At 65.2% G+C, this 24076-nt stretch carries 23 protein-coding genes; 17 read left to right on the top strand and 6 right to left on the bottom strand.

Annotated elements, in window-relative coordinates:
- Positions 1 to 3: 3 nt before the first annotated feature.
- Positions 4 to 1146 carry an acyl-CoA dehydrogenase family protein gene (locus CH302_RS00465; RefSeq protein WP_037187793.1) on the bottom strand — a complete coding sequence of 381 codons (1143 nt, stop codon included), beginning with the start codon at positions 1144 to 1146 and terminating at the stop codon, positions 4 to 6.
- Positions 1147 to 1270: 124 nt separating this feature from the next.
- On the opposite strand from CH302_RS00465, the gene CH302_RS00460 reads away from it, so the two are divergent.
- Positions 1271 to 2767, top strand: coding sequence for an aldehyde dehydrogenase family protein (locus CH302_RS00460; RefSeq protein ID WP_037187791.1), 1497 nt, complete (start codon positions 1271 to 1273; stop codon positions 2765 to 2767).
- 2 nt (positions 2768 to 2769) lie between these two features.
- Positions 2770 to 3690 (top strand): oxygenase MpaB family protein, encoded by a 921-nt coding sequence (locus CH302_RS00455; RefSeq protein WP_037187789.1) that lies wholly within the window; start codon positions 2770 to 2772, stop codon positions 3688 to 3690.
- On the opposite strand, the gene CH302_RS00450 is transcribed toward CH302_RS00455, so the two are convergent.
- Genes CH302_RS00450 through CH302_RS00440 form a run of 3 tightly spaced genes read right to left on the bottom strand, consistent with a single transcriptional unit; the run spans position 3665 to position 6449 of the window.
- Positions 3665 to 4756: an NAD(P)-dependent alcohol dehydrogenase gene (locus tag CH302_RS00450; RefSeq protein ID WP_094649865.1), complete on the bottom strand. Its 1092-nt coding sequence runs from the start codon at positions 4754 to 4756 to the stop codon at positions 3665 to 3667. The two genes, CH302_RS00455 and CH302_RS00450, sit on opposite strands and share 26 nt — an antisense overlap.
- Complete coding sequence (locus CH302_RS00445; protein ID WP_037187785.1) at positions 4756 to 5232, bottom strand: DUF4334 domain-containing protein; 477 nt, start codon at positions 5230 to 5232, stop codon at positions 4756 to 4758. The genes CH302_RS00450 and CH302_RS00445 overlap by 1 nt, the downstream gene beginning before the upstream one ends.
- A gap of 29 nt (positions 5233 to 5261) precedes the next feature.
- Positions 5262 to 6449, bottom strand: coding sequence for a TetR/AcrR family transcriptional regulator (locus CH302_RS00440; protein WP_037187783.1), 1188 nt, complete (start codon positions 6447 to 6449; stop codon positions 5262 to 5264).
- Positions 6450 to 6627: 178 nt separating this feature from the next.
- Here CH302_RS00440 and CH302_RS00435 point away from each other — a divergent pair, with 178 nt between their 5' ends.
- From CH302_RS00435 to CH302_RS00365, 15 genes are all read left to right on the top strand, one after another.
- On the top strand, positions 6628 to 7425 hold the full coding sequence (locus CH302_RS00435) for an enoyl-CoA hydratase-related protein (RefSeq protein WP_255137063.1): 798 nt from the start codon (positions 6628 to 6630) through the stop codon (positions 7423 to 7425).
- A 118-nt stretch (positions 7426 to 7543) separates the two neighbouring features.
- Complete coding sequence (gene fadD5, locus CH302_RS00430) at positions 7544 to 9127, top strand: fatty-acid--CoA ligase FadD5 (protein WP_052047334.1); 1584 nt, start codon at positions 7544 to 7546, stop codon at positions 9125 to 9127.
- Positions 9128 to 9130: 3 nt separating this feature from the next.
- Positions 9131 to 9940, top strand: coding sequence for an MlaE family ABC transporter permease (locus CH302_RS00425; RefSeq protein ID WP_037187781.1), 810 nt, complete (start codon positions 9131 to 9133; stop codon positions 9938 to 9940).
- Positions 9940 to 10788 carry an MlaE family ABC transporter permease gene (locus CH302_RS00420; protein WP_037187779.1) on the top strand — a complete coding sequence of 283 codons (849 nt, stop codon included), beginning with the start codon at positions 9940 to 9942 and terminating at the stop codon, positions 10786 to 10788. The genes CH302_RS00425 and CH302_RS00420 overlap by 1 nt, the downstream gene beginning before the upstream one ends.
- Positions 10785 to 11945 carry an MCE family protein gene (locus CH302_RS00415; protein WP_230596151.1) on the top strand — a complete coding sequence of 387 codons (1161 nt, stop codon included), beginning with the start codon at positions 10785 to 10787 and terminating at the stop codon, positions 11943 to 11945. Before CH302_RS00420 ends, CH302_RS00415 begins: the two co-directional genes overlap by 4 nt.
- Positions 11942 to 12952, top strand: coding sequence for an MCE family protein (locus CH302_RS00410; RefSeq protein ID WP_037187777.1), 1011 nt, complete (start codon positions 11942 to 11944; stop codon positions 12950 to 12952). Before CH302_RS00415 ends, CH302_RS00410 begins: the two co-directional genes overlap by 4 nt.
- Positions 12949 to 13923: an MCE family protein gene (locus CH302_RS00405; RefSeq protein WP_037187775.1), complete on the top strand. Its 975-nt coding sequence runs from the start codon at positions 12949 to 12951 to the stop codon at positions 13921 to 13923. Before CH302_RS00410 ends, CH302_RS00405 begins: the two co-directional genes overlap by 4 nt.
- Positions 13920 to 14984 carry an MCE family protein gene (locus CH302_RS00400; protein WP_230596150.1) on the top strand — a complete coding sequence of 355 codons (1065 nt, stop codon included), beginning with the start codon at positions 13920 to 13922 and terminating at the stop codon, positions 14982 to 14984. The genes CH302_RS00405 and CH302_RS00400 overlap by 4 nt, the downstream gene beginning before the upstream one ends.
- Complete coding sequence (locus tag CH302_RS00395; RefSeq protein WP_037187771.1) at positions 14981 to 16015, top strand: MCE family protein; 1035 nt, start codon at positions 14981 to 14983, stop codon at positions 16013 to 16015. Before CH302_RS00400 ends, CH302_RS00395 begins: the two co-directional genes overlap by 4 nt.
- The gene (locus CH302_RS00390) at positions 16012 to 17223 is read left to right on the top strand and encodes an MlaD family protein (protein ID WP_037187769.1); all 1212 of its coding nucleotides are present in this window, start codon (positions 16012 to 16014) and stop codon (positions 17221 to 17223) included. Before CH302_RS00395 ends, CH302_RS00390 begins: the two co-directional genes overlap by 4 nt.
- Entirely contained in the window at positions 17220 to 17690 is a 471-nt protein-coding gene (locus CH302_RS00385; RefSeq protein WP_037187767.1) for a hypothetical protein, read from the top strand. The genes CH302_RS00390 and CH302_RS00385 overlap by 4 nt, the downstream gene beginning before the upstream one ends.
- Positions 17691 to 17911: 221 nt before the next feature.
- Positions 17912 to 18226, top strand: a complete 315-nt coding sequence (mihF, locus tag CH302_RS00380) for an integration host factor, actinobacterial type (protein ID WP_008712632.1) — start codon at positions 17912 to 17914, stop codon at positions 18224 to 18226.
- A gap of 68 nt (positions 18227 to 18294) precedes the next feature.
- On the top strand, positions 18295 to 18777 hold the full coding sequence (locus CH302_RS00375) for a cation:proton antiporter regulatory subunit (protein ID WP_037187765.1): 483 nt from the start codon (positions 18295 to 18297) through the stop codon (positions 18775 to 18777).
- Positions 18778 to 18796: 19 nt separating this feature from the next.
- A complete protein-coding gene (locus tag CH302_RS00370; RefSeq protein ID WP_037187764.1) occupies positions 18797 to 19969 on the top strand; it encodes a cation:proton antiporter in 1173 nt (390 codons plus the stop codon).
- Between the two features lie 12 nt (positions 19970 to 19981).
- Positions 19982 to 20644: a GntR family transcriptional regulator gene (locus tag CH302_RS00365; RefSeq protein WP_052047333.1), complete on the top strand. Its 663-nt coding sequence runs from the start codon at positions 19982 to 19984 to the stop codon at positions 20642 to 20644.
- Between the two features lie 18 nt (positions 20645 to 20662).
- On the opposite strand, the gene CH302_RS00360 is transcribed toward CH302_RS00365, so the two are convergent.
- A complete protein-coding gene (locus CH302_RS00360; RefSeq protein WP_037187762.1) occupies positions 20663 to 22798 on the bottom strand; it encodes a 3-hydroxyacyl-CoA dehydrogenase NAD-binding domain-containing protein in 2136 nt (711 codons plus the stop codon).
- Between the two features lie 9 nt (positions 22799 to 22807).
- Positions 22808 to 24019, bottom strand: a complete 1212-nt coding sequence (locus tag CH302_RS00355; protein ID WP_037187760.1) for an acetyl-CoA C-acetyltransferase — start codon at positions 24017 to 24019, stop codon at positions 22808 to 22810.
- Positions 24020 to 24076: the final 57 nt, after the last annotated feature.

Raw genomic sequence — 24076 nt, 5'->3', positions numbered from 1 at the left:
GACCTAGAGTCCGTACGTCTTGCCGATGATGTCACGCTGAATCTCGTTGGTACCGCCGTAGATCGAAGAGACCAGAGTCGTTCGAACGTGCTTTTCCATGTCGAACTCGGTGGCGTAACCGTAACCGCCCATCATCTGCATGCCTTCGAGTGCCACCTTCTTCGCGGTCTCGGTGAGCTTGAGCTTGGCCATCGAGGCCTCGCGGGGGAACAGCTTCGTCGGGTTCTCGTCGACCAACCGAGCCACGTGGTAGACCAGCAGCCGTCCGCACTCGATCTCGGTGGCCAGATCGGCAATTCGATGCCGCAGTGCTTGGAACGTCCCGACCGGCCTGCCGAATTGCTTTCGCTGGGTGATGAAGTCGAGTGTGTCGTCGAACGCTCGTTGCGCGGTACCGAGCATCATCGCCGCGAGAATCAGGCGCTCGATGTTCAGACCGGTCATCAGCTGCGACCATCCTTGCCCTTCCACCCCGACCACCGCGTCCTCGGGAAGCACGCAGTCGGTGAAGTACAGGTCGTTGACTTCCTTTCCGCCCATCGTGTCGATGCCGACGATGTTCAGGCCCTCGATATCGGCCGGGACGTCGAACATCGTCAGACCCTCGTGCTTGCCACCTTCTCTGCCCGTACGTGCGACGAGCAGGATCCGATCGGCGAAATGCGCATTCGAGCACCAGGTCTTCTGGCCGTTGATCAGCCAACCGGAGTCGGTCTTCTCGGCACGGCAGGTCAGATTTCCCACATCCGAGCCGGCCTCGGGCTCGGACATCGAGATCGAGTAGCTGCGCCCGGCGACGATGCCGCCGAGAACAGTGTCCTTCTGCGCGGGCGTGCCGAACTTCTCGTACGCCGCGCCGGTGATCAAGGTGGGTCCGATACCGCCGATGGGTGCCATGGCCTTGGCTGATTCTTCGAGGAGGATGCACAGGTCGACGGTGCTGCCGCCTGCCCCACCGTGGTCCTCCGAGATGATCGCTCCCAACCAGCCCAGGTCGGCCATCTTGTCGTAGAGCGCTTGGTTGTGGGTGTGCTTGCCGTGTTCGGTGAGGGCATCCCGTTGGGACCTGGTGCCCGCCTCTTTGGCACAGAATGACGCGACGGCCTGCGCGAACGCAGTCTGTTCCTGGGTGAGATCGATACTCATGGATCGGCTCCTGCACATCGGGGCAACGGGGGGTTGTAGCAACCGGAAGCGACGCATAGTGTGTCCTGGACAACATTGAATCACATCAAATATATGTGATGCGATCTGCTGGAGGATAGAGCCCGTGACGGACCAGATCGAACGAACGAACGAGAGCACCTTCGAAAGCCTCGACCCCAGAACAGGTGTCGCACTCGCCGCGTATCCGATCGCGGGCCCCGCAGAGGTCGACGCCGCCGTCGCTCGCGCCCGGTCGGCCGCGCGTTGGTGGGATGTGCAGGGCTTCGTCGGACGCAAACGGTGGCTGCTCGAATTCAAGTCCGCCATCGCCAGGGACGCCGCGAGTCTCGCTGCCGTCATCGCCGCCGAAACCGGCAAGCCCGACGAGGACTCGATACTCGAAGTGATGATGGGCGTCGAACACATCGATTGGGCGGCCCGCAATGCCGAGAAGATCCTCCGGCAGCGCAAGGTCGGCTCCGGGCTCATCTCGGTGAACCAGAAGGCGTACGTCGGCTACCGCCCGTTCGGCGTCGTCGGGGTGATCGGTCCCTGGAACTACCCGCTGTACACCCCGATGGGCTCCATCGCCTACGCACTGGCCGCCGGAAACACCGTGGTCTTCAAGCCCAGCGAACTCACGCCGGGGGTCGGTGTGTGGTTGGCCGAGAAATGGGCGTCGCTCGCCGCCCCGCACCCGGTGTTCCAGACGGTGACCGGCGACGGCTCCACCGGCTCGGCGCTGTGCGAATCCACCGTCGACAAGATTGCCTTCACCGGTTCGACCGCCACGGCCAAGAAGGTCATGGCCGCGTGCGCGAAGACGTTGACTCCCCTGGTCGCCGAGTGTGGCGGCAAGGACGCCATGCTCGTCGATGCCGACGCCGACATCGCTGCCGCAGTGGAGTTCGCGACGTTCGGCGCGATGGGCAACGCCGGGCAGACGTGCGCCGGTGTGGAACGCATCTACGTCGCCGAGCCTGCGTACGACCGGTTCGTCACCGAGTTCACCTCCGCGGTACGGGCATTGAAGCCCGGCGGCGTGGGAACCTCGTCGTACGGCCCGATGACGATGGCCAAACAGAGCGACATCGTGCGCGGCCAGATCGAGGACGCGTTGGCCAAGGGCGGCAAGGCCGTGCTCGGCGGACTCGACTCGCTCCACGGCCCCTACATCGACCCCGTCATCCTCACCGACGTGCCGGAGGATTCCACGGCGATCACCGAGGAGACCTTCGGTCCGACGGTGGTGGTCAACAAGGTTCGCGATCTCGAGGAGGGCATCGAGCGGGCCAACGCCTCCGCCTACGGACTCGGTGCGTCGGTGTTCACCAAGGACACCGCGGTGGGTCGACGCGCCGCCGAGAAGCTCGATTGCGGTGTGGTGACGGTCAATTCGGTCCTCGGCTTCGCCGGCATCCCGGCACTGCCCTTCGGCGGCACCGGTGACTCGGGGTTCGGCCGCATCCACGGCGCCGACGGCCTGCGAGAGTTCAGCACCGTCAAATCGCTTGCGGTGCAGAGCTTCGCATCTCCGCTCAATCTGCTGACGATGAAGCGGAAGGCACGGGACATGAAGATCTCGGCGCTGGTGCTCAAGCTTCGGCACGGACGGAGCTGACCATGGACATCACGCCGAAGAAGGGGCGCTTCGGCTGGCTCCGGCGTATCGAGGAACTCGACCCGGTGCGGGACTGCCACACGATCCACCGCATCACCGCTGGCTACGAGTTCCCCTGGGACTACCAGCGTGCACTCGAATTCGCGTTGTTCCGTACCTACTGCGTGCCGACCATCTCGGCGCTGTTGGCCGAGACCGGCGAATTCGAGAAACGACCGCAGAAGCGCTACGACGACACCTCGCTGTTGATGGCCGAACTGCTCGAGCACGGATACGACTCCGAGCGGGGGCGCGAGTCACTTCGGATGGTCAACCGAATGCACGGAAAGTACGACATCTCGAACGACGACATGCTCTACGTGTTGACGACGTTCATCTACGAGCCGATCGAGTGGATCGACACCTACGGATGGCGTCGCCTGCACCCCAAGGAACGACTCGCCACGTTCCACTTCTACTGCGAAGTGGGAAAACGAATGGGCATCAAGAACATCCCCGAGTCGTACACCGAGCTCGCGCAGTTCAAGCTCGACTACGAGGAGCGCACGTTCCGCTTCACCGAGGACAATCGACGGATCGGCACGTACACCCTCGATCTGTACTGCTCCTGGTACCCCGCTGCGCTGACCCCTGCAGTGAAGCAGGCAGTCTTCGCGCTGCTGGACGACCGGATGGCCGGTGCCTTCGGCTTCCCGTCGGGCTCGGCGACGGTCGAGCGGGCCGCCGTGCGGGGTCTTCGCGCCAGGGCCCGCGTGGAGCGGTTCCTACCGAAGCGGACGCACTCGCGGGCCACCGCCGACGCGTCGAACAAGACCTACCCCGGCTACCCCGTCGGCTACCGCCCTCGGGATCTGGGAGCGACCACCTGCCCGTACACCGCTGATTCGGCAGCACCGGTCAGGGCCACTCCAGCACCGGCTTGACGGTGTCTCCGCGGCGGTGGTCGCCGAGAGCGGAGTCGATCCGGTCGTACGGATAGCGGGTGATCAGCCGATCGACGGGGAGCGCCCCCGCGGAGTACATCTCGGCAAGTGCCGGGATGAACTGCTGCGGTACGGCGTCCCCCTCGAGGCATCCGCGAATACCCCTGCCGCTCAACACCGTATCCAGCAAATCCAGCTGCAACACACCGCGGCCGAGAGCCACGATCGCCAGCGTGCCGCCCTTGCCGAGAGCGGCCATCGCGTCACCGATCACCTCTGCGTTGCCGGTGGTGTCGAGTGCGTGCGTTGCGCCTCCGTCGGTCGCGTCCGACAACTCGGCGCGCGCATCCTCCGACGCCGGATCGATCACCACGTGTGCACCGAGACTCGACGCCAATTCTCTTCTGGCGCTGGATCTCTCCACCGCGATCACGCGGGCACCGGTGGTGATCGCCGCGAGCACGGCCGCCATCCCCACCCCACCTGCTCCGTGCACCACCACGGTGTCCCCCGACCGAGGCTTCAGGACGTTCAGCACCGCCCCGGCACCGGTCTGCACGCTGCACCCCAGCGGAGCGGCAACAGCGAGGTCGATATCCCGATCGACGACGACGGTGTTGTCCTGGCGGGTCAGCGCGAACTCGGAGAAGCTCGACTGCCCGAAGAATCCGTCCAGCACCGGAGCGCCGGTACTCGTGACGACGCGGGACGTGCCGTCCGCTCGTGCACCGAACTGGTTCAGCGCGTGGCCGTCCACGCAGTAGGCCGGCCGTCCCTGCCGACAATTGCCGCACACACCGCAGTGCCGGAACGTCAGCACCACATGGTCGCCCGGATCGATCCCGCGGACCGACCGGCCCACCGACTCGACCACGCCTGCACCCTCGTGCCCGAGCAGTACCGGCCTCTCGGCCGAACCTGCCCGTCGCGCAACGAGATCGGTGTGACAGATTCCAGTCGCCTTCATCCGGACCAGGATCTCGTCGTCGTGGGGTTCGTCGATGTCGATGTTCTCGACGGTGAAGGACTCGGCTGGATCACGCGAGAGCAGCGCCCGCGCAGCGATCATCGGTCGCGCTCCAACACGAAGTAGAAGTGCTCGCCGCGAGAGAGCACGAGCTCCGGTTTGCCGTTCATGATGCCCATCAGCCTGCGGTCGTCGATCTGCTTGAAGTGATCGAAGACGGCTTTGCCGTCGTACACCATCGTGGCGGTGACCTCGCCCCGGAACTCGATGTTCCACAGCGATGCCTCCCCCGACCCCATCTCGACGTTGGAGAACAGCGAGTCGTCGTCGGCGCGGCAGATCAACGGTTGCGCCTCGGTGACGGAGATGAAGTTCTTTCCGTGCCACTTGCTGGCGGGCAGTGCCCGGCACAGTCCGTGGCCGGTCTGGAAGGCCGCACCGGTCCAGCTTCCGAGGATGTCCTCGGCGCGTACGGGGGCGAGCTGCGACCAGAGTTCGTCGAGTTCCGCTGCCGAGACACCTGAGGTCCGTGCCAGCAATTCGTCTGTACGCGTGATCGTTTCACGATCGGTCATAGCTGTTCTCCGTTTCACATCGAGTGGATTCATCCCAGAAGTACCGCTGTCATCGTCTGTTGCACCCTGGCCATGGTTCGGTCGGAGCGCTCGAACCGCACCGTGCGACCGACATCGAAGACCAACCCGAGAGCGGCGTGGATCAGAAATTTTGAGACCACCACGCTCGTGTTCGGCCGTGCCTCACGCAGTAACTGCGCCCAGCCGTCGATGTTGTGGCGCTGGATCCGGCGCAGTGCGGTCCGCCGATCGGCCGGAATGTTCCCGATCTCGGCGAAGTACACGGCCACCAGTTCGCCCTGACGGAAGGTCAATTCGGTGTACAGCCTGGCGAAGGTCCGCACCGCGTCGACCGGGGAATCCGAGTGCTCGAGCGCACCGGCGAGGGTGTCGGTGAGCTGGACGTTGGCACGGTGCAACGCAGCCTCGAGCAGCTCGGCCTTGCTGGGGAAGTAGCGGTAGACACTGGAGGCGGTGATCGACGCTGCTGCGCCGATGTCGTCCAGGCCCACCTCGTGGTAGCCGTGCAGATAGAACAGCCGAATCGAATGGTGCAGCAGCTCTTCGCGTTTCGATGCATGCTCCAGCACGGATTCGTGGTGGGGAGATTCACTGCCCTGCTGCGGAAGATCGGTCCGCAGTATCGACCGTGCGGCAGCGAGCATCGACTCCTCGATCTGTTTGGCCGACAACGCCGATCGATGCGCGGTGATGCTGGCGACCGCACTGATCGACGCGGTGGCCAGCATGGCTGCGTCGGCCTCGGACAGATCGGGGCGAAGCTGTCGCAGCGGATTCGTCACGCGCTCGTGCAGTGTTGCCATCGACCGGCGCAGGGCGCGCCGATCGTCCCCCACCAAGTAGCGGCCTTCCCACCGATACAGTCCACCGGTTCGACGGTTGTCGATGGTGGTTCGGATGACGGCACCGATGACCGCGTCGAGCCGGTCCTCCGGATCCTCTCGTGTGATGACCGCGGGATCGGTTGCCGCGAGCAACGAATCGGCCAATCGCAGGACTGCACTGGCGAACAGTGCGTACTTGGTCGGAAAATGCCGGTACAGCGCGGGACCCGAGATCCCGACCGTGGCCGCTATCTCCTCTATGCCGACAGGGTGGTAGCCGCGTTCACTGAACGCCTCTGCCGCCGCTGTCAGAATCTGCGCTTTGCGATTTCGTGGTCGACGGCGTTGCGTCGCTGCACCTGTGTCAGTCATGACCTGTCCTCGTACCGACGGGACCGAACCCGACGTTCGTTCCCCATCGTAGCGGTAGCTCGAACACGAACGATCCGTTCGACGGATTTCTCTGAAACACTGACAATCAGTCGATTTGATGCGCTAAGTTAGCCGCAATTCGCAACTGGGTAGCACCGACGGCCGACAGGAGTTCATCGTGACGAACGGCCTGCACTGCACGTCGGCCGCTGGAATCCTCTCGCTGCGCATCGACCGGCCCCACCGGATGAACGCTCTCGACGGCCCCACCGCCGAGGCCCTGATCGACGCACTGACCACGGCCGCGTCCGACCCTGCGGTGCGAGTGGTGATCGTGACGGGCACCGGTTCCGCCTTCAGCACCGGTGCCGACATCGCCGAAATGGCTGCTGTCGAGCCGTCTTCCGACGCACAGGCCGACGCCGAGGAGACGATGCGGGTAGCCGCGGCCCTGGTACGTGCGGTGCTCGACGTGCCGACGCCTGTGATAGCACAGGTCAACGGCATCGCAGCGGGGATCGGGGTGTCGATCGCGCTGGCCGCGGATCTCGTCTACGCGGCCGAGGACGCCCAATTCCTCCTGCCGTTCACGTCGCTCGGCCTGATGCCCGACGGTGGTAGCACCCTGCTGGTCCCGGCCGCGATCGGACGCGCACGCGCAGGCGCGATGGCTCTGCTCGGTGAGCCGATGAGCGCGGCGGATGCCGCCCGTTGCGGGCTCATCACCGCGGCAGTTGCTCCCCAGGACCTCGACGAGCATGTTCGCACGATCGCACGCACGCTCTCCCGCGGTCCGCGTCGCGCACTGGAGTTGACCAAGCGGGCTCTGACGGCATCGACGCTGGCACTGCTCGACGACGCACTCGAGAGGGAGACCGCCGGGCAGGTCGAACTGCTGACGGCACCGGAATTCGTCCAGGGACTCGACGCCGTGCTGAACCACCGACAGCCTCGTTCCCGACGCGAATCTTCATGAACTTACTGACCAAATGACCTGCAGAAATGCACTCCACAAACCACAGACAAACCACCGCTCCCCAGGTAAGCTGCACCACACTCGAACCCCCGCCTCACGGCTCAGAGAGGAACCGGCGATGGCCGCTCACACGGACTCGACTGCACGCACGATTCACACCGACGAACCCCAGCTCTCCAACCGAAGCAACTGGAACAACCATGTTCGACGGCACGCAACGATGCAGCCGACGAACGTGGCCCTGCGGTTTCAGGGGCGATCGATCACCTGGCGCGAACTGGACGATCGAGTGTCGAGGTTCGCGGGGGCGCTGAAGGAACGCGGGGTCGGCTTCGGCGACCGAGTACTGATCGTGATGCTCAATCGACCCGAGTACCTCGAAGCGGTCCTGGCCATCAACGCACTGGGCGCTCTGGCCGTCCCGGTCAATTTCCGAATGACTCCACCCGAAGTCGCGTTTCTCGCCCTGAACAGCGGATCCACCATCGTGATCACCGACGAGACTCTCACACCACTCGTCGACGCGGTTGTGGGACAGACCGATTCACCACCGATCGTCATCACCGTCGGCGAATCCTACGAGCGCCTGCTCGCCGAAAGCGAACCCGCAGCGGCAGTCGACGTGCCCGACGACGCGTCCGCATTGATCATGTACACCTCGGGCACCACCGGACGACCCAAGGGTGCCGTTCTCACCCACGCGAACATGCAGGCCCAGGCGTTCACCTGCATTCGCGCACTGCAGATGAGCGAGACCGACGAGGTCGGATTCTGCGCCTCCCCGATGTTCCACATCGCGGCACTGGGCAGCCTCGCCCCGAGCCTGCTGCTCGGCATCACCACCGTGATCTACCCGGTGGGCGCTTTCGACCCCGGCACCCTGCTCGATGTCCTGGCCGCAGAACGCGTCACCAACCTGTTTCTCGTACCGGTGCAATGGCAGGCTATGTGTGCCGAGCAGTCCCGCAGCCCCAGAAAGCTTGCGCTGCGGGTGATTTCCTGGGGCGCGGCACCTGCGTCGGACACCGTGCTGAAGGCCATGTCGGCAACGTTCCCCGATGCGCTGAACGTCGCCGTGTTCGGCCAGACCGAGATGTCGCCCATCACCTGTGTCCTCGACGGCTCGGATGCACTGCGCAAGATCGGATCCGTCGGACGCGTGATCCCGACCATCGCGGCCCGAGTGGTGGACGACGAGATGAACGATGTAGCTCAGGGTGAGATCGGCGAAATCGTCTACCGGGGGCCGACATTGATGCGCGGCTACTGGGAGAACCCCGATGCCACGGCCGATGCCTTCCATGGCGGCTGGTTCCACTCCGGCGATCTGGTGAGGCAGGACGAGGAAGGCTTCGTCTTCGTCGTCGACCGGAAGAAGGACATGATCATCTCGGGCGGCGAGAACATCTACTGCGCGGAGGTCGAGAACGTGCTGTTCTCGCACCCGAGAATTCTCGAGGCCGCCGTGATCGGGCGCCTCGACGACAAGTGGGGCGAGGTACCCGTCGCCGTTGTCGCACTTCACGATTCCCAGAACGCGCCCGATCTCACGCTCGACGAGTTGACGGTGTGGCTCGGTGATCACCTGGCCAGGTTCAAGCACCCCAAGGATCTGGTGATCGTCGATGCGTTGCCCCGCAACGCCAGCGGCAAGGTTCTGAAAGTCTCGCTCAGGAAAACCTATTCGCCGACGCCGGCCTGACCGATGAGATTCGAGCCACCGGTCGCGCGAGGTCCGGTTCGCGATCTCGTCGATCAGATCGGTGGCCTGTCGGCGTTCTCGACGACCGCCTGCGCGCGCGCCGTGACCGACATCGTTCGAGGCCGGCTACCGGTCGCCGAGACCGTCAACCAGGCTCTGTTCGTCGCGCGTGTGTGCACGGTTCCCGCTCTGCTGTTGATGCTCCCCATCGGCGTACTGATCGCGGTGTCGGTCGGGTCGTTGGCGGGAAGGCTCGGTGCCGGAGCATATTCCGGCGCAGTCGTGGCGTTCGTGGTGGTCGGTCAGGCTGCGGCGTTGGTGTGCGCACTGATGCTTGCCGGCGTTGCCGGATCTGCGATCTGTGCCGATCTCGGATCGAGAACGATCCGCGAGGAGATCGCCGCCATGGAAGTGATGGGCGTCGACGTCGTCGCCCGACTGGTGGTTCCCCGGCTCGTCGCCTCGGTTGTCGTCGCCGTTGTCATCTGCGCCATGGTCACCCTCGTCGGTGTGTCGGCGTGCCTGTTCTACCAGGTACTCGTTGCCGATCAGTCCGCAGGCGCGTTTCTGGCCACCTTCACCGAATACGGCCGCGTCTCCGATTTTGTCATGGCCATGATCAAATCGGCCTGTTTCGCGGTGACGTCCACGCTCATCGCGTCGTACCGGGGTCTGCACGCCGAAGGCGGACCGAGTGGCGTCGCCGACGCGGTGAACGAGGCCGTCGTACTGGCATTCGTCATGGTCTTCGTCGTCAATACCGTTCTGTCGCAACTCTATGCAGTCGTCGTTCCCGCGGTCGGTACGTACTGATGGTCTTCGACACCCGCGTTCGACTCCAGCGCAGAACCCGGGCTGCAACCTCGGCCATGGTGGACGTCGGCCGGCACGTCACCTTCTGGTTCGAGACCATCGCGGCCATCCCGTACACGATGCGCCGGTACTCGAAACACGTTCTGCGCCACATCGGCGAGGTGAGCTTCGGATACGCGTCGCTGCTCGCCGGCGGCGGCACCATCGGCATCGTGTTCGCGATGTCGGCCGTCGCGGCAATGATGGTCGGCGTCGAAACCTACCGCGGTCTCGACCTGATCGGTTTGACCTCCCTGTCCGGGCTGCTCTCGGCACTGGCGAACACCCGGGAGCTGGCACCGGTCATCGCCAGTATCGCCCTGGCCGCCAAGGTCGGGACCGGATTCACCGCCCAACTCGGTGCCATGCGGATCTCCGAGGAGATCGACGCACTCGATTCGATGGCGGTGCGGCCGATTCCGTTCCTGGCCACCACCAGGCTGATCGCGGCAGTGCTGTGCATCGTGCCGATCTACATGGTCGGCCTCATCGCCGCCTACGTCGCCACACGGTTGGTCGTCGTCACGTTCGGCGGCAGCTCGGCCGGCACGTACGACTACTACTTCCACCTCGCTTTGGCCCCGAGCGATCTGCTGTATTCGGTCGTCAAAGCGGTCGTGTTCGCGATCATCGTCGCGCTCGTCCACTGCTCGTACGGTTTTCACGCATCGGGCGGACCGGAAGGGGTCGGCCGCGCCGCCGGCCGCGCGCTGCGTACCTCGATTCTGGCGATCGGGATCACCGACGTGTTCCTGACGTTCGCGCTGTGGGGAATCGTGCCGACGGTGCCCGGGCTCGGTGCCTCGTGACCGGCCCGAACCAACCGGCTCCCCGTCGTCTCGGACCCGGCCGAAGCATGCTCGTGTTCCGCGGAATCGTCGCGTCCTGCACCGCGGTGGTCGCGGCGGTGGCATCGGTTGCCTACAGCTCGGGCACCTTCGACTCCGCACCGGAAGTATCGGTCGTGCTTCCCGCGACAGCGGGATTGCTGACCGGGGAGATCGGCGTGCAGTACCTCGGCGTTCGTGTGGGTGAGGTCGTAGACATCGAGCCGGGTGTCGATCGATCTCGAGTGACGATGCGTATCGATGCCGACCGAATCGGTACGGTGCCTGCCTCCGCGCGTGTTCGGGTGGTGCCGCGGACTCTGTTCGGAGACATCTACATTCAGCTCGTTGCGGTCGATCGATCGTCCTCCTCGGCACTGGCGGACGGGATGGCGCTGCAACCGGACGCGTCTGCCGACGCAGTCCAGGCGAGCGATCTGTTCCGCAGGGTGACCGACCTCCTCGACGGCCTCGAACCGGATCAGGCGCAGCTGGCTCTGACCGCGCTCGGCACCGCACTACGTGGCAGAGGTCAGAGCATCGGCGAGAGTATCGACCGACTCGCCTCGGTCACCGAGCGACTCGAACCCGGTATCGAGGCCGCCCTGAGCGGTATGCCGCAGCTGCGCGAGTTGACCGAGAACATCGCTGCCGCAACACCGGACGTACTCGCCTCGGTCGCTGCCGCGACCAGGGTGTCGCAGACGCTGCTCGATCGATCCGACGGCGTGCGGGCACTACTGACCGCTGCGGCAGGGACAGTGGAGTCCACTCGGGCCGTCGCGGCCGAGAACCGCAGTGCAGCAATCACTGTCGTTCACAGCGGCGGCGCCGCACTCGGTGCGCTCGCACAGGATTCCGACGGCCTCACGGCGACGCTCGATCGGTTGGGGCCGTTCGGGGAGGCCGGTGCGCGGATCTTCGCCTCGGGCAAGTTCGACGTCACCGCGGTACCCGACTTCTCCGAACCGCTCCCATACACCGCCGCCGACTGCCCGCAGTATCCCGGTCTCGCCGGTCCCAACTGCGCGCTGGCCGAGCTACAGGACACCGCAACCGGCACATCGCTCCCGTTGAATCCCGCCAGCTCGTTGCTGCTGGCTCCGCTGCTCCGTGGCACCGAGGTGACCGTCCGATGAGTATCCGACCCCTGATCTCGCTTGCCGCCTTCGTCGCCGCAGGTGCTCTGTCGGCCGTGGTCGTCATCCAGACGCTCGATGTCCCGGTCGGCGGTGCCACGACCCGATACAGCGCCGAGTTCGTCGGCGTCGAGGGCCTGCGGGACGGCAACGACGTGACCCTCGCAGGAGTCCGGGTCGGCAAGGTCGCCGACGTTCGGTCGACCACCGACGGACCCACCAGCATCGCCGCGGTGTCGTTCTCCGTCCGGTCCGACGTACACCTGCCCGGGAACATCACCGCCGCAATTCGCTACGGCGACATGCTCGGTGCACGGTATCTGGCGCTCGAAACCCCCGCCGACCCGTCCGGCACCCTGGCGACGGACGAGGTGATACCGCTGTCGCGAACCTCTCCTCCCGTCGACCTGACCGCGTTGGTCAACGGCTTCGAGCCGCTGTTCGACGCGATCGACCCGAACCAGATCAACTCGTTGGCGCGCTCGATCGTCGACGCCTTCTCGGGTCGGTCCTCCGCGATCGAATCGCTGTTGGTGCGAGTGGCGTCGATGACCCGCGGGCTGACCGACAACGAGCAGATTCTCGACGAACTGATCGCGAACCTCGGATCGGTGACGAGCGATCTCGACTCGCGTTCTGCCGACATCACGCGCCTGATCGACGGGCTTGCCGAGCTCGGCGATGTGGCGGTCCGACACGGAGATCAGCTCGTATCAGCACTCGAGGACGGATCGGACTCGATGCGCTCGTTGGCCGAACTGTTGACGCATGCGGCCGCTCCGCTCGATGCCGTCGTAGCCGACAGCACTGCGACGACCGATGCATGGACGGCCAACACAGAACCGTTCGACCGAACCATGACGTTGCTTCCCGAGCTCGCCCGGTCCATCAATCGCATCGGCGACTACGGCGGTTGGCTCAACCTCTACACGTGCAACTTCACGCTGCTGGCAGGCAGCTCAGAAGCGAACATCTTCGGCACGACTCACTCGGAGATCTGCCGATGACGACCACCAAACTCGGTGTGGGCGGGATCGTGATGATCGTCGTGGCACTGGTGTGCGCCCTGGCGATACCGCAGGCCTGGTACCTGGTCCGCACTCGTTCCTACACAGCACAATTCGAGAATGCCGGCGGGCTCACCGAGTCCGATCCCGTCTACGTCGCCGGAGTACCCGAGGGCCGGGTCGACAGCGTCGACATCGTCGGTACGCACGTCCAGGTCTCGTTCCGGCTCGACCGCGACCACACGCTCGGCGACCGAACGCATGCGTCGATCCAGCTGCGGACCATCCTCGGAAAGCGCTACCTCGAGATCGTCCCCGACGGCAGCGGTTCCCTCGGAACGGACAACACCATCCCCCTCGAGCGAACGTCGGTTCCGTATTCACTCGACCAGATCTCCGCCGCCGCGAACACCACCGCCGCAGAGGTGGACGTACCCGGACTCGAGGAGATGGTTCGGACCCTGAGAGAGTCGTTGCCGGAGAGCAGTTCGACGGTCCGTGACGCCATCACCGGCATCGGTTCGGCATCGGCACTGTTGGCCGAGAACGACGAGCAGATCTCCGGATTGCTCGATGCATCCCGATCCCTGACCACGTCGCTCGCCGCGGAGAGTGCATCGCTGTCGTCTCTGGTGAGCAACGCCGAGTTCGTGCTGTCGGTCCTGGCCGATCGACGAACTGCACTGAGCCAGTTGGTGAACGACCTCCGAACCGTCACCGCCACCGCGTCGACGTTCCTCGACGACAACTCCGAGGAGCTCGATCGTCTGATCGGCAACCTGCGCGGGGTCACCGACACCCTCGACCGAAACGGGCAGAACATCGACACACTCATGACGACCCTGCCCGCCGCCTTGCGCGCAGTCACCGACGCCACCGGCAACGGAAATTGGGTCGACGTCTCGGCCCCGGCCGGCCCCATCGCCGACAATCTCCTGTGCACCCTTGGCATTCAGACGGGATGCCGATGAAGAAAATACCGACAGCGCTGATCGCGGTGGCTGCTCTGGTCGGCGGCTGGTTCGTTCTCCACGGTTCCGAGCACTCGACCACCGTCACAGCAGATTTCGCCTACATCAACGGCGTCCACCCCGGAAGCCCGGTCCGGATTCTCGGAGTTCCGGTGGGCACCGTCACCGACATCACGCCTCGGGGCAATGCGGTGCGCGTCGTCATGTCCATCACCTCGGACGACGCCATTGCGGCCGACGCCGAGGCGTACGTCATGAATCCGTCGGTCATCAGCGACCGATTCGTCGAGATCGGACCGGTGTATCAGGGCGGAGAAGAGCTCGGTGACAGCGTCATTCCGGTCGAGCGCAGCCACTCGCCCATCAACTTCGACCAGCTCCTCGACAGTGTGGACGTGATCGCCACTGCAGTCGGTCCCGAGGGAGCCGACGTCGGGGCCGCAGCGGCCGAGCTCGCCGAGACCACCGACGGGACAGGACCGGCGGTCAACGAGGCCATCCGCAACATCGCGCAGGCAACCGCCGTGATCGGCGGAAACAGCGAGAACATCGGCGCACTCGTCGAGACCGTGAACCAGCTGATCACCGCCGTCGACCGACGGGACGGTGCAGTGGAATCGGTGGTGGACTCGCTCGATCGTCTCGGGCAGGAGTTCCGCACTCAGGACCTCGATGTGGGCACTCCGATCGCCCAACTGACGTCCATGTTCGACGAACTCGACCGTCTGCTCGCCGGCCGGGGCGACGACCTACGCGCCGCACTCGACAACGCCGCCGACCTGACCGGTCGATTGGCCACGCACGAAGCACAATTCGCCGAACTGATGGACATCTTGCCGTTGGCGATGCAGAACATCGGCAGAACCATCGGCGACGACCAGCGAGGACGCATCCGTTTGAACGTCTCCACCGATCTCGACCAGTTCGCCTCGACGGTTCCGCTGTGCCGTGACCTGGCTCTGCCCATCTGCACCGGGGCCGGATTCACCAACCCGATACCGGTGCCCATCGGAGCATCCGATCCACTGGGCCTCATCCAACTGTTGGCGCAGGGCCGATGAGAGGCCCCGCGGCCCTGGCGGTGTCGGCCGTCCTCGTCGGCACACTCACCGGATGTGGTCTCGGTCTGGGCGAACTTCCACTCGGCCGGTCTGCGGACGGGTCCGATTACCGTGTGACCGCTGAGTTCTCGCGAGCCGACCGCATCAGGCTCGGTGCCGAGGTGCGGAGCGGGCAGCAACTGGTCGGCCGGGTCCACGACCTGTCGACGGACGGAGGTCTGGCTCGGGTCGGGCTGAGCCTGTCCCGAGCCGTAGCGGTTCCGGCAGATGTCACCGCATCGATCGAGGTGGCGTCGGCGCTCGGGGATCCGTACATCCGACTCGATCCACCGCAGACGCCGTCGGGAGATCGGCTGTCCGACGGTGCCGTCATCACCGACACCGACATCGGGCCCGAACTCGAATCATCGCTCGCCGCACTCGGTCTGGTACTGAACGGCAGCGGAATCGGCCAGCTCGACACCATCGTCACCGAGCTCGACACGGCATTCTCCGGCCGTGGGCCGCAGGTCGGGGAGCTGCTGCGCAGCACCGACACCATCCTCGCCGCAGCCGACGCGCAGCGCGGCGAATTCGATCGCGTACTACAGGCCGCACGCGACGTTTCCGCCGCGCTGGCCGACAATCGCACCGTCATCGACGACGGACTTGCCGTGTCCGCGCCGACGATCGAGTTGCTCGTCCAGCAACGCGACCGACTGGCGTCCCTGCTCGACAACACCTCCTCGCTGGCCACAACGGCTCGAGACATCCTGTCGGACAACGGGAAGCAACTCGAGAACGGTGTCGACGACATCGCCCGCGTACTGAGTTCGGTTCAAGGATGGAACGATTCGATCACCCCGACACTGAACGAGATGAACAACTTCATCGCAGGCTTCAGCGGAGCCGTGCGGGGCGACTACCTCGCCTTCGACGGCGCACTCGACCTGCCCGAGACAGTGGGCGAATTGACCACCGGTGGGCGCATCGCCGACGTGCCCTCGGCACTCGGGCAGCTGTTGGCACCGGTGTTGCGGGGCCCGAGATGAGGCGGCCCGTCACCGTTCAGCTGATTCTCTTCGCCATCACGTCCGTGGTGGCACTCGTCGCAGGGACCGTCTACGCGCTCGGCCCCTCGGCACTGCAGGGTTCGATCACGGTGACCGCCACGACGACCGATGCCGCGAACCTGGGAGTGGGCGCGGGCGTCACCTATCGCGGAATCGAGATCGGTCGAGTCACCGACGTCGCGCTGTCCGCCGACGGGCTCGGCGCCGACATCGCAGTCTCGTTGGACCCCGACGCCTCCGTTCCCGTCGGCTCACCGGCTCGGGTGACCGACAGCAACGCACTCGGCATTCAGACACTCGACATCGTGCCGACCACCGCCGAGGGCCCGTATCTCGTCGACGGGGACACCTTGACCGTCGACGACGCCGATCGGCCTCGCCGACTCGACGAGGTCATCACCAGCATCTCGACACTGGTCGACTCGATCGATCCCGCCACGGTGAGTTCCCTCACGCAGACCATGGGAACGGCCCTCGACGGGACCGGGCCTGCGCTGGGCCGAGTGATCGACGACGTCGACACCCTCACCCGAATGCTCGACGCGCAGGCACCGGCGTTGGCCGACATCCTCGATACCGGGCTCCCGATGCTCGACGCACTCGCGCCTGCATCGAACTCGCTCCCGGCCACCGCGGCTGTGACACGTGATGTGACCGGACAACTCGTGGGAAACGAACCGTCACTGGTCTACCTGCTCGACCGGTCCCCCGCGATGCTCACCAGAACCCAGCACCTTCTCGACGACACCCGAGGAACAGCAGGGGCGCTTCTCACCAATCTGGTGTCGGTGACCGGAGTTCTGGGCGACCGAACCCCCGCACTGTCGGCGCTGCTCACCGCACTGCCCGACACGCTCGGCAAACTCACCTCCGTCGTACACGGAGACCGCGGAGACTTCACGCTGGTCGCAACCCAGGGCCCGGTCTGCTGGTACGACACCCCCCGCCGCGCCGTCGGCGACGAATCTCCGCGCGATCCGAATCTGACGCTGTACTGCCCGCCCGGCGAGAACCTGGCCCAACGCGGGTCACAGAACGCACCCCGTCCCAACGACCTGGGCCTGACCGATTCGACCCGTCCCGGCAACGTGACCGGACCACCGATCGCCGACGATCCGGTGCTGATTCCCACCGGACTCGAGGCGCTCGACTACTGGAAGAAACTGCTCGAAGGAGTACAGCAATGACCATCCGCCGAGGTATCGCCCTACTGCTGTTCGTCGCTCTCGTCGCAGGCGTCGCCGTGCTCGGCTACCTGTATCAGGGCAGCCGGACGATGGACGGCCTCCGAACCGAGGCGCTGGACTCGGCACGGCAGTACACCGAGGAGCTCTCCACCTACGACTACGCCACACCGACAACGAATCTCGACCGTGTGATCGCATCGTCCACCGACGATTTCGCCACCGACTATCGGGACGTGTCGACGAGCCTGACCGACTTGTTGACCCAGGGTCAGGGCCGAGCGACCGGTCACGCAGTCACGGCCGGAATCGTCGAGATCGACGGTGAACACGCCGTCGTTGCGGTGTTCCTCGATCAGGAGGTGTCCAATCTCGCGGTGCCCGATGGGCGGACCGATTCCTCCCGGATGTTGATCGGACTCGAACGCTCGGGCGACCGTTGGTTGCTGGCATCGGCGGACCCGGCATGAGCCGTCGAACGGACCCGATACATCAGGCCTCGGAGGGCCGATGTGCTGGTCGGGGCACACCACGAATCGGATAGGACGTAGCCTGGCTGGGAAGGTTCGGTGGTTCGACCGTGAATGACACCCGTGTTGTTCGGTTAGATTGGAAGAGCCACCAGGCACGATGCAAGAGGGTCGAGACCTGTCAACGAGCGACGGGTCACCACAATCGAGGAGAACAGGCCATGGCTTTACCAGTATTGACACCGGAACAGCGCACCGCGGCGCTGGCCAAGGCGGCCGAGGCACGCACTGCGCGGTCGAAGCTGCTCGCATCCGTCAAGTCCGGCGAACTCAGCGTCGCTGACGTTCTCGCCAAGGCGGAGAACGACGAGATCGTCAAGAAGACCAAGGTGTCCGCCCTGATCAAGGCCCTGCCGGGTGTTGGTTCCGTGCGCGCCGCACAGCTGCTCGAGCAGCTGTCCATCGCCGATACCCGCCGTATCGGTGGCCTCGGTGCAAACCAGCGCGAAGCCCTCCTGGCTGCCGTCGCATCCTGATCGAGATGGGTCGGGCTCCACGCCCGATCCTGCGATAATGCGCTGCCTGCAGGGCTAGCATTTCGGCCATGAACGTCGAAGTGACCCTGCTGCCCGGGATCGGGGTGCGGAAGGATTTCGCCCTCGCTTCCGGGCGCCGCATAGGCGTCATCACCCGCAAGGACGGCGCGAACGAGCTGATCGTCTCGCGCAAGGACGACCCCGATGCCACGCAGGCATCGATCACGCTGAGCAATGAGGAAGCGGCGGCCCTGGGCAATCTGCTCGGGTCGCCGCAACTCATCGCTCAGCTCGGGGAAGAGCATCGCGACCTCCCCGGAATCAACACCCGCCAACTCCCCATTCGCGCCAATTCCCGGTTCGTCAGCCGCACACTCGGCGACACCGCGATGCGCACCAAGACCGGAGTATCGATCGTCGCTGTCATGCGCGCCGGTCAGGTACAACCGTCACCCACCCCCGATTTCACGCTCGCCGCAGGTGACCTGCTGGTCGCCGTCGGCACCGCAGAGGGACTCGACGCAGCGGCCAAGTTGCTCGGCCATGCCTGAGACCAGTCGGGGCTGAGCGATGGCCGAGAGCGCGCTCGCCCTCACCGAGCTGGGCGCAGTGTTCTTCGTTCTCGGTCTGCTCGCTCGGCTCGCCGGTCGAATCGGCGTCTCCCCCATCCCGTTCTATCTGCTCGGTGGCCTCGCCTTCGGCAACGGCGGCATCGTCACCCTCGGTGGCATCGACGAGTTCAGCGAAATAGCCAGCGAGATCGGCGTCATCCTGCTGCTGCTTCTCCTCGGACTCGAATACACCGCCACCGAACTCGTCACCGGACTGCGTCGATCGTGGATGGCCGGACTGGTCGACATCGTCCTGAACTTCGCTCCTGGCGCTGCCGTCGCACTGCTGCTCGGCTGGGGTGGAATCGGAGCCCTGGTGATGGGCGGTGTCACCTACATCTCGTCCTCGGGGATCATCGCCAAGGTCCTCACCGATCTGGGCCGACTCGGCAACCGTGAAACGCCAGTCGTGCTGTCCATCCTGGTGTTCGAGGACCTCGCGATGGCCGTCTATCTGCCCATCCTCACCGCGGTACTGAGCGGAGTGAGCTTCCTCGGCGGACTCGAGGCCCTGGGAATCTCACTGCTGGTCATCACGTTCGTGCTCGTCGTCGCGCTCCGGTACGGCCGATTGGTCTCCGCGATCGTCGACAGCCCCGACCGCGAGGTCGTGCTGCTCAAAGTCCTCGGGTCGGCCCTGCTGGTGGCCGGCATCGCGTCGGAACTGCAGGTCTCGGCCGCCGTCGGCGCGTTCCTGCTCGGCATCGCGATCTCCGGGTCGACGGCCGACAACGCCACGCGCGTCCTCGAACCACTGCGCGACCTGTTCGCAGCCATGTTCTTCGTGGTGTTCGGGCTCGCCACCGATCCCGCGACGATCCCACCCGTTCTGGGCTGGGCCGTTGTACTCGCGGTGACCACCGCGGCCACGAAGATCGCGACGGGCTGGTGGGCGGCGGGCCGTCAGGGAATCGGTCGTCCGGGACGGCTGCGTGCCGGTGCCGCGCTGGTGGCGCGCGGTGAGTTCTCCATCGTCATCGCCGGGCTGGCCGTGGCCGCCGGAGCCGTCGAGGGCGAGCTGACCGCTCTGGCGACGGCATACGTGCTGTTGATGGCCATCCTCGGACCGATCGCCGCCCGCGTCGTCGAACCCGTCGCGAAGGTCGTGCTACGAACCAAGCCCACGGTGTGATTGGCTTTCCCCATGGTGGACAAGCGTCGAGCATCGGTTCTGCGCCGACGGCCGCAGCTGTCGGAGGAGGTGGCCAACCATGTCCGGCACCTCGTCATGTCCGGCGAAGTGAGCCCGGGCGACTTCATCCGACTCGACGAGACCGCCGCCGAACTCGGGGTGAGCGTCACTCCGGTACGCGAGGCACTGCTGACGCTGCGGGGTGAGGGCATCGTCGAACTCGTCCCGCATCGCGGATACAAGGTCTCGCCACTGACTCCGAACGACATCGTCGACATCTTCTGGCTGCAGGGGCGCATCGCCGTCGAGCTGGTTCGCCGCGCCGCGCCGAAGATCACCGAGACCGAGCTCGACCGACTCGCCGAACTCACCGCCGCACTGTCGATCGCGGTCGAGAACGGTAGGCCGGAGGACGTCGAGAACTGCGAATTCGAGTTCCACCGAGTCCTCAACCGACTCGCCGAATCCGCGAAACTGGCGTGGTTTCTCAACAATGCCACCCGCTACACACCCACCCGCCTCTATGCCACCGACCGGGAATGGGGCCGAGCGGCAGTGCGAAACCACGAGGAACTCATCGAGGCACTCGTTCGAAACGACATCGACGCCGCCTGCGAATTGATGAAGCAACAATTCACAGACGGCGCCGAGAGGTTGATCGCGCACCGCGGGTAGATGCCTTCGGCAGTGGTGCTAGCGCAGTGAGGCGGGAACCTGGAAGCGATCCCCGTACTTCTTCGCCAATTCGTCTGCACGAGTGACGAATCCGGCCTGACCTCCCGGGTAGCCGACGACGTACTGGTGCACGCCTCCGGTCCAGGCGGGGAAGCCGATGCCGAAGATCGAGCCGATGTTGGCGTCGGCGGTGGTGTTCAGCACACCCTCGTCGAAGCACTTCTGCGTCTCGATGGCCTCGATGAACAGCATGCGTTCCTTGAGGTCCTCGAACGGGATGTCCGCCGAACCCGACTTGAACGCATCACGCAGTCCGGGCCACAGTCCGGTGCGCTTGCCGTCCTCGTACTCGTAGAAGCCCGCACCCTTGGCCTTCGACGGACGCTCGAACTCGTCGACCATCTTGTCGATGACTGCACCGGCCGGATCCTCGGGAGGAGTCTGACCCGCGGCGATGAGCGCGTCGTAGGTCTCCTTGCGGATCTTCTGCATCAGGTTGAGCGTGAGCTCGTCCGAGAGCTGCAGCGGCGCAGCCGGGTAGCCGGCCTGCAGACCTGCCTGCTCGATGGTCGACGGCTCGACGCCCTCGCCCAGCATCGCGATGGCCTCGTTGATGAACGTGCCGATGACACGCGAGGTGAAGAAGCCGCGACTGTCGTTGACGACGATCGGGGTCTTCTTGATGAGCTGCACCAGGTCGAATGCCTTGGCCAAGGCTGCATCCGACGTCTTCTCGCCACGAATGATCTCCACCAGCGGCATCTTGTCCACGGGGGAGAAGAAGTGGATTCCGATGAAGTCTTCCTGACGCTTGATGCCCTGAGCGAGGCTCGTGATGGGCAGCGTCGAGGTGTTGGAACCGAGCAGCGCCGTCGGATCGACGAGGTCCTCGATCTCCTGGAACACCTTCTGCTTCAACTCTTCCGACTCGAACACGGCCTCGATGACGAGGTCGGCGCCCTCGACGTCCTTGGCATCGGCCGTCGGGTGGATACGCGCGAGCAGAGCGTCGGACTTCTCCTGGGTGGTCTTGCCACGCGAGAGTGCCTTGGCCTCGATGGCCTCGGAGTAGGCCTTGCCCTTCTGCGCCGACTCGAGGGCAACGTCCTTGAGCACCACGTCGATTCCGGCCTTGGCGCACACGTACGCGATGCCTGCGCCCATCATGCCTGCGCCGAGAACCGCGACCTTGGTGAAGGTGGTCTTCTCGATGCCGTCGGGACGGGACTTGCCGGCGTTGATCGCCTGCAGGTCGAAGAAGAACGCCTGAATCATGTTCTTGGACACCAGACCGGTGACCAACTCGGTGAAGTAACGCGACTCGATGGTGCACGCGTTGTCGAAATCGACCTGCGCACCTTCGACGGCGGCGGCGAGAATCGCACGCGGAGCCGGCATCGGTGCGCCCTTGATCTGCTTGCGCAGGTTGGACGGGAATGCAGGCAGGATCTGTGCGAGCTTCGGATTCGACGGCGTGCCGCCGGGGATCTTGTAGCCCTTGACGTCCCACGGTGCGACGCCACCCTCGGGGTTGGCCTTGATCCAGGCCTTGGCGGTGGGCACCAATTCGTCGATGCTGCCGACCAATTCGTGAATGAGACCGATCTCGAGAGCCTTCGCCGGACGGAACCGGGTGCCCTGGGCGAGGACGGTCATGAAGCCGGTCTGGATGCCGAGAAGTCGCGTGATGCGGGCAACGCCACCGCCACCGGGCAGCAGTCCCAGCGAGACCTCGGGCAGACCGATCTGGACACCGGGAACGTCGGCCGCGATGCGGTGATGCGTCGCGAGGGCGATCTCGAGTCCGCCGCCGAGTGCAGCGCCGTTGATGGCGGACACGACGGGCTTGCCGAGCTTCTCGATGCGACGCAGCTGGCTCTTGACTTCCTGGACCTCGTCGAACACCCGCTGGGCGTCCTCGGGCTGAGCTGCAATGAGGGTGTGCAGATCGCCGCCTGCGAAGAACGTCTTCTTGGCGGAGGTGAGCACGACGCCGGTGATGGAGTCGACCTCCGCCTCGAGGCGGTCGACGGTCGCTCCCATCGAATCCTTGTACAGCTGGTTCATCGTGTTGGCGCCCTGGTTGGGGTCGTCCATCGTCAGAACGACGATACCGTCGGCGTCCTGGTCCCACTGAATCATGTTGTCAGACATCGTAATACCTCAGACTCGCTCGATGATGGTGGCGACGCCCATGCCGCCGCCGATGCACAGGGTGATCAACGCGTATCGACCGCCGCGGCGCTCGAGCTCGTCGAGCACGGTGCCGGTGATCATCGCTCCGGTTGCTCCCAACGGGTGGCCCATGGCGATGGCACCACCGTTGACGTTGAGCTTCTCGTTCGGGATGTTCAGATCCTTCTGGAAACGCAGCACGACGGAGGCGAATGCCTCGTTGAGCTCGAAGAGATCGATGTCGTCGACGGTCAGGCCCGCGGTCGCGAGAACCTTCTTCGACGCCGGGGTGGGCCCGGTCAGCATGATGGTCGTATCGGCACCACTGGTGGCCGTCGCGACGATGCGCGCCCTCGGCACCATGTTCAGGTCCTTGCCGGCCTGCTCGCTGCCGACGAGGACGAGTGCTGCGCCGTCGACGATGCCGGAGCTGTTGCCGCCGGTGTGCACGTGTTCGATCTTCTCGACCCAGTGGTACTTCTGCAGCGCGACGTCGTCGAACCCGCCCATGGCGGCGATGCCGGTGAAAGCCGGGTTCAGCTTGCCGAGCGATTCGACGGTGCTGCCCGGACGCATGTGCTCGTCCTGATCGAGGATGAGGAGGCCGTTCTGATCCGTCACCGGAACGACGGACTTGGCGAAGTAGCCACCGGACCACGCCGCTGCGGCGCGCTCCTGGGACTGCACGGCGTAGGCGTCGACGTCTTCGCGGCTGAACCCCTCGATCGTCGCGATGAGATCGGCACCGATGCCCTGCGGGGCGAAGTAGGTGTCGTAGTTGGTGACGGGGTCCATGGCCCAGGCGCCGCCGTCACTGCCCATCGGCACGCGCGACATCGACTCGACGCCACCGGCGACGACGAGCTCGTCCCAACCCGAGCGCACCTTCTGCGCAGCCAGGTTGACGGCTTCGAGACCGGACGCGCAGAAGCGGTTGAGCTGGAATCCGCCGACGGTGTCGGGCATCTTCGCTGCGAGCACTGCCGTGCGCGCGATATCGGCACCCTGATCTCCGACGGGTGAGACGACTCCGAGGATGAGATCGGAGATTCGGTTCTCGTCCATGTCGGGGAAACGTCGACGAAGCTCGTCGATCAGGCCGGTCACCAGGGAAATCGGCTTCACCGAGTGCAGGGAGCCGTTCTTTCCCTTGCCTCGGGGAGTCCTGATGGCTTCATAAATGAATGCCTCTGTAGTCACAGCGCGCAGTTCCTTCCAGATACTCGATCTTCTCGCGGTCGCCGTCGCGGCCGGCCG

This window comes from Rhodococcus sp. 15-2388-1-1a (assembly GCF_002259145.1).
In the GTDB taxonomy this organism is placed as follows: Bacteria; Actinomycetota; Actinomycetes; order Mycobacteriales; family Mycobacteriaceae; genus Rhodococcoides.
This window is presented reverse-complemented; position numbering and strand designations above follow the sequence as displayed.

Bases quoted from the DNA above. Each gene is read 5' to 3' on its own strand.
- CH302_RS00465 (WP_037187793.1), bottom strand. From the start codon at position 1,146: ATGAGTATCGATCTCACCCAGGAACAGACTGCGTTCGCGCAGGCCGTC.
- CH302_RS00455 (WP_037187789.1), top strand. From the start codon at position 2,770: ATGGACATCACGCCGAAGAAGGGGCGCTTCGGCTGGCTCCGGCGTATC.
- CH302_RS00445 (WP_037187785.1), bottom strand. From the start codon at position 5,232: ATGACCGATCGTGAAACGATCACGCGTACAGACGAATTGCTGGCACGG.
- CH302_RS00440 (WP_037187783.1), bottom strand. From the start codon at position 6,449: ATGACTGACACAGGTGCAGCGACGCAACGCCGTCGACCACGAAATCGC.
- fadD5 (WP_052047334.1), top strand. From the start codon at position 7,544: ATGGCCGCTCACACGGACTCGACTGCACGCACGATTCACACCGACGAA.
- CH302_RS00425 (WP_037187781.1), top strand. From the start codon at position 9,131: ATGAGATTCGAGCCACCGGTCGCGCGAGGTCCGGTTCGCGATCTCGTC.
- CH302_RS00420 (WP_037187779.1), top strand. From the start codon at position 9,940: ATGGTCTTCGACACCCGCGTTCGACTCCAGCGCAGAACCCGGGCTGCA.
- CH302_RS00410 (WP_037187777.1), top strand. From the start codon at position 11,942: ATGAGTATCCGACCCCTGATCTCGCTTGCCGCCTTCGTCGCCGCAGGT.
- CH302_RS00405 (WP_037187775.1), top strand. From the start codon at position 12,949: ATGACGACCACCAAACTCGGTGTGGGCGGGATCGTGATGATCGTCGTG.
- CH302_RS00400 (WP_230596150.1), top strand. From the start codon at position 13,920: ATGAAGAAAATACCGACAGCGCTGATCGCGGTGGCTGCTCTGGTCGGC.
- CH302_RS00395 (WP_037187771.1), top strand. From the start codon at position 14,981: ATGAGAGGCCCCGCGGCCCTGGCGGTGTCGGCCGTCCTCGTCGGCACA.
- CH302_RS00390 (WP_037187769.1), top strand. From the start codon at position 16,012: ATGAGGCGGCCCGTCACCGTTCAGCTGATTCTCTTCGCCATCACGTCC.
- CH302_RS00385 (WP_037187767.1), top strand. From the start codon at position 17,220: ATGACCATCCGCCGAGGTATCGCCCTACTGCTGTTCGTCGCTCTCGTC.
- mihF (WP_008712632.1), top strand. From the start codon at position 17,912: ATGGCTTTACCAGTATTGACACCGGAACAGCGCACCGCGGCGCTGGCC.
- CH302_RS00375 (WP_037187765.1), top strand. From the start codon at position 18,295: ATGAACGTCGAAGTGACCCTGCTGCCCGGGATCGGGGTGCGGAAGGAT.
- CH302_RS00370 (WP_037187764.1), top strand. From the start codon at position 18,797: ATGGCCGAGAGCGCGCTCGCCCTCACCGAGCTGGGCGCAGTGTTCTTC.
- CH302_RS00365 (WP_052047333.1), top strand. From the start codon at position 19,982: ATGGTGGACAAGCGTCGAGCATCGGTTCTGCGCCGACGGCCGCAGCTG.
- CH302_RS00360 (WP_037187762.1), bottom strand. From the start codon at position 22,798: ATGTCTGACAACATGATTCAGTGGGACCAGGACGCCGACGGTATCGTC.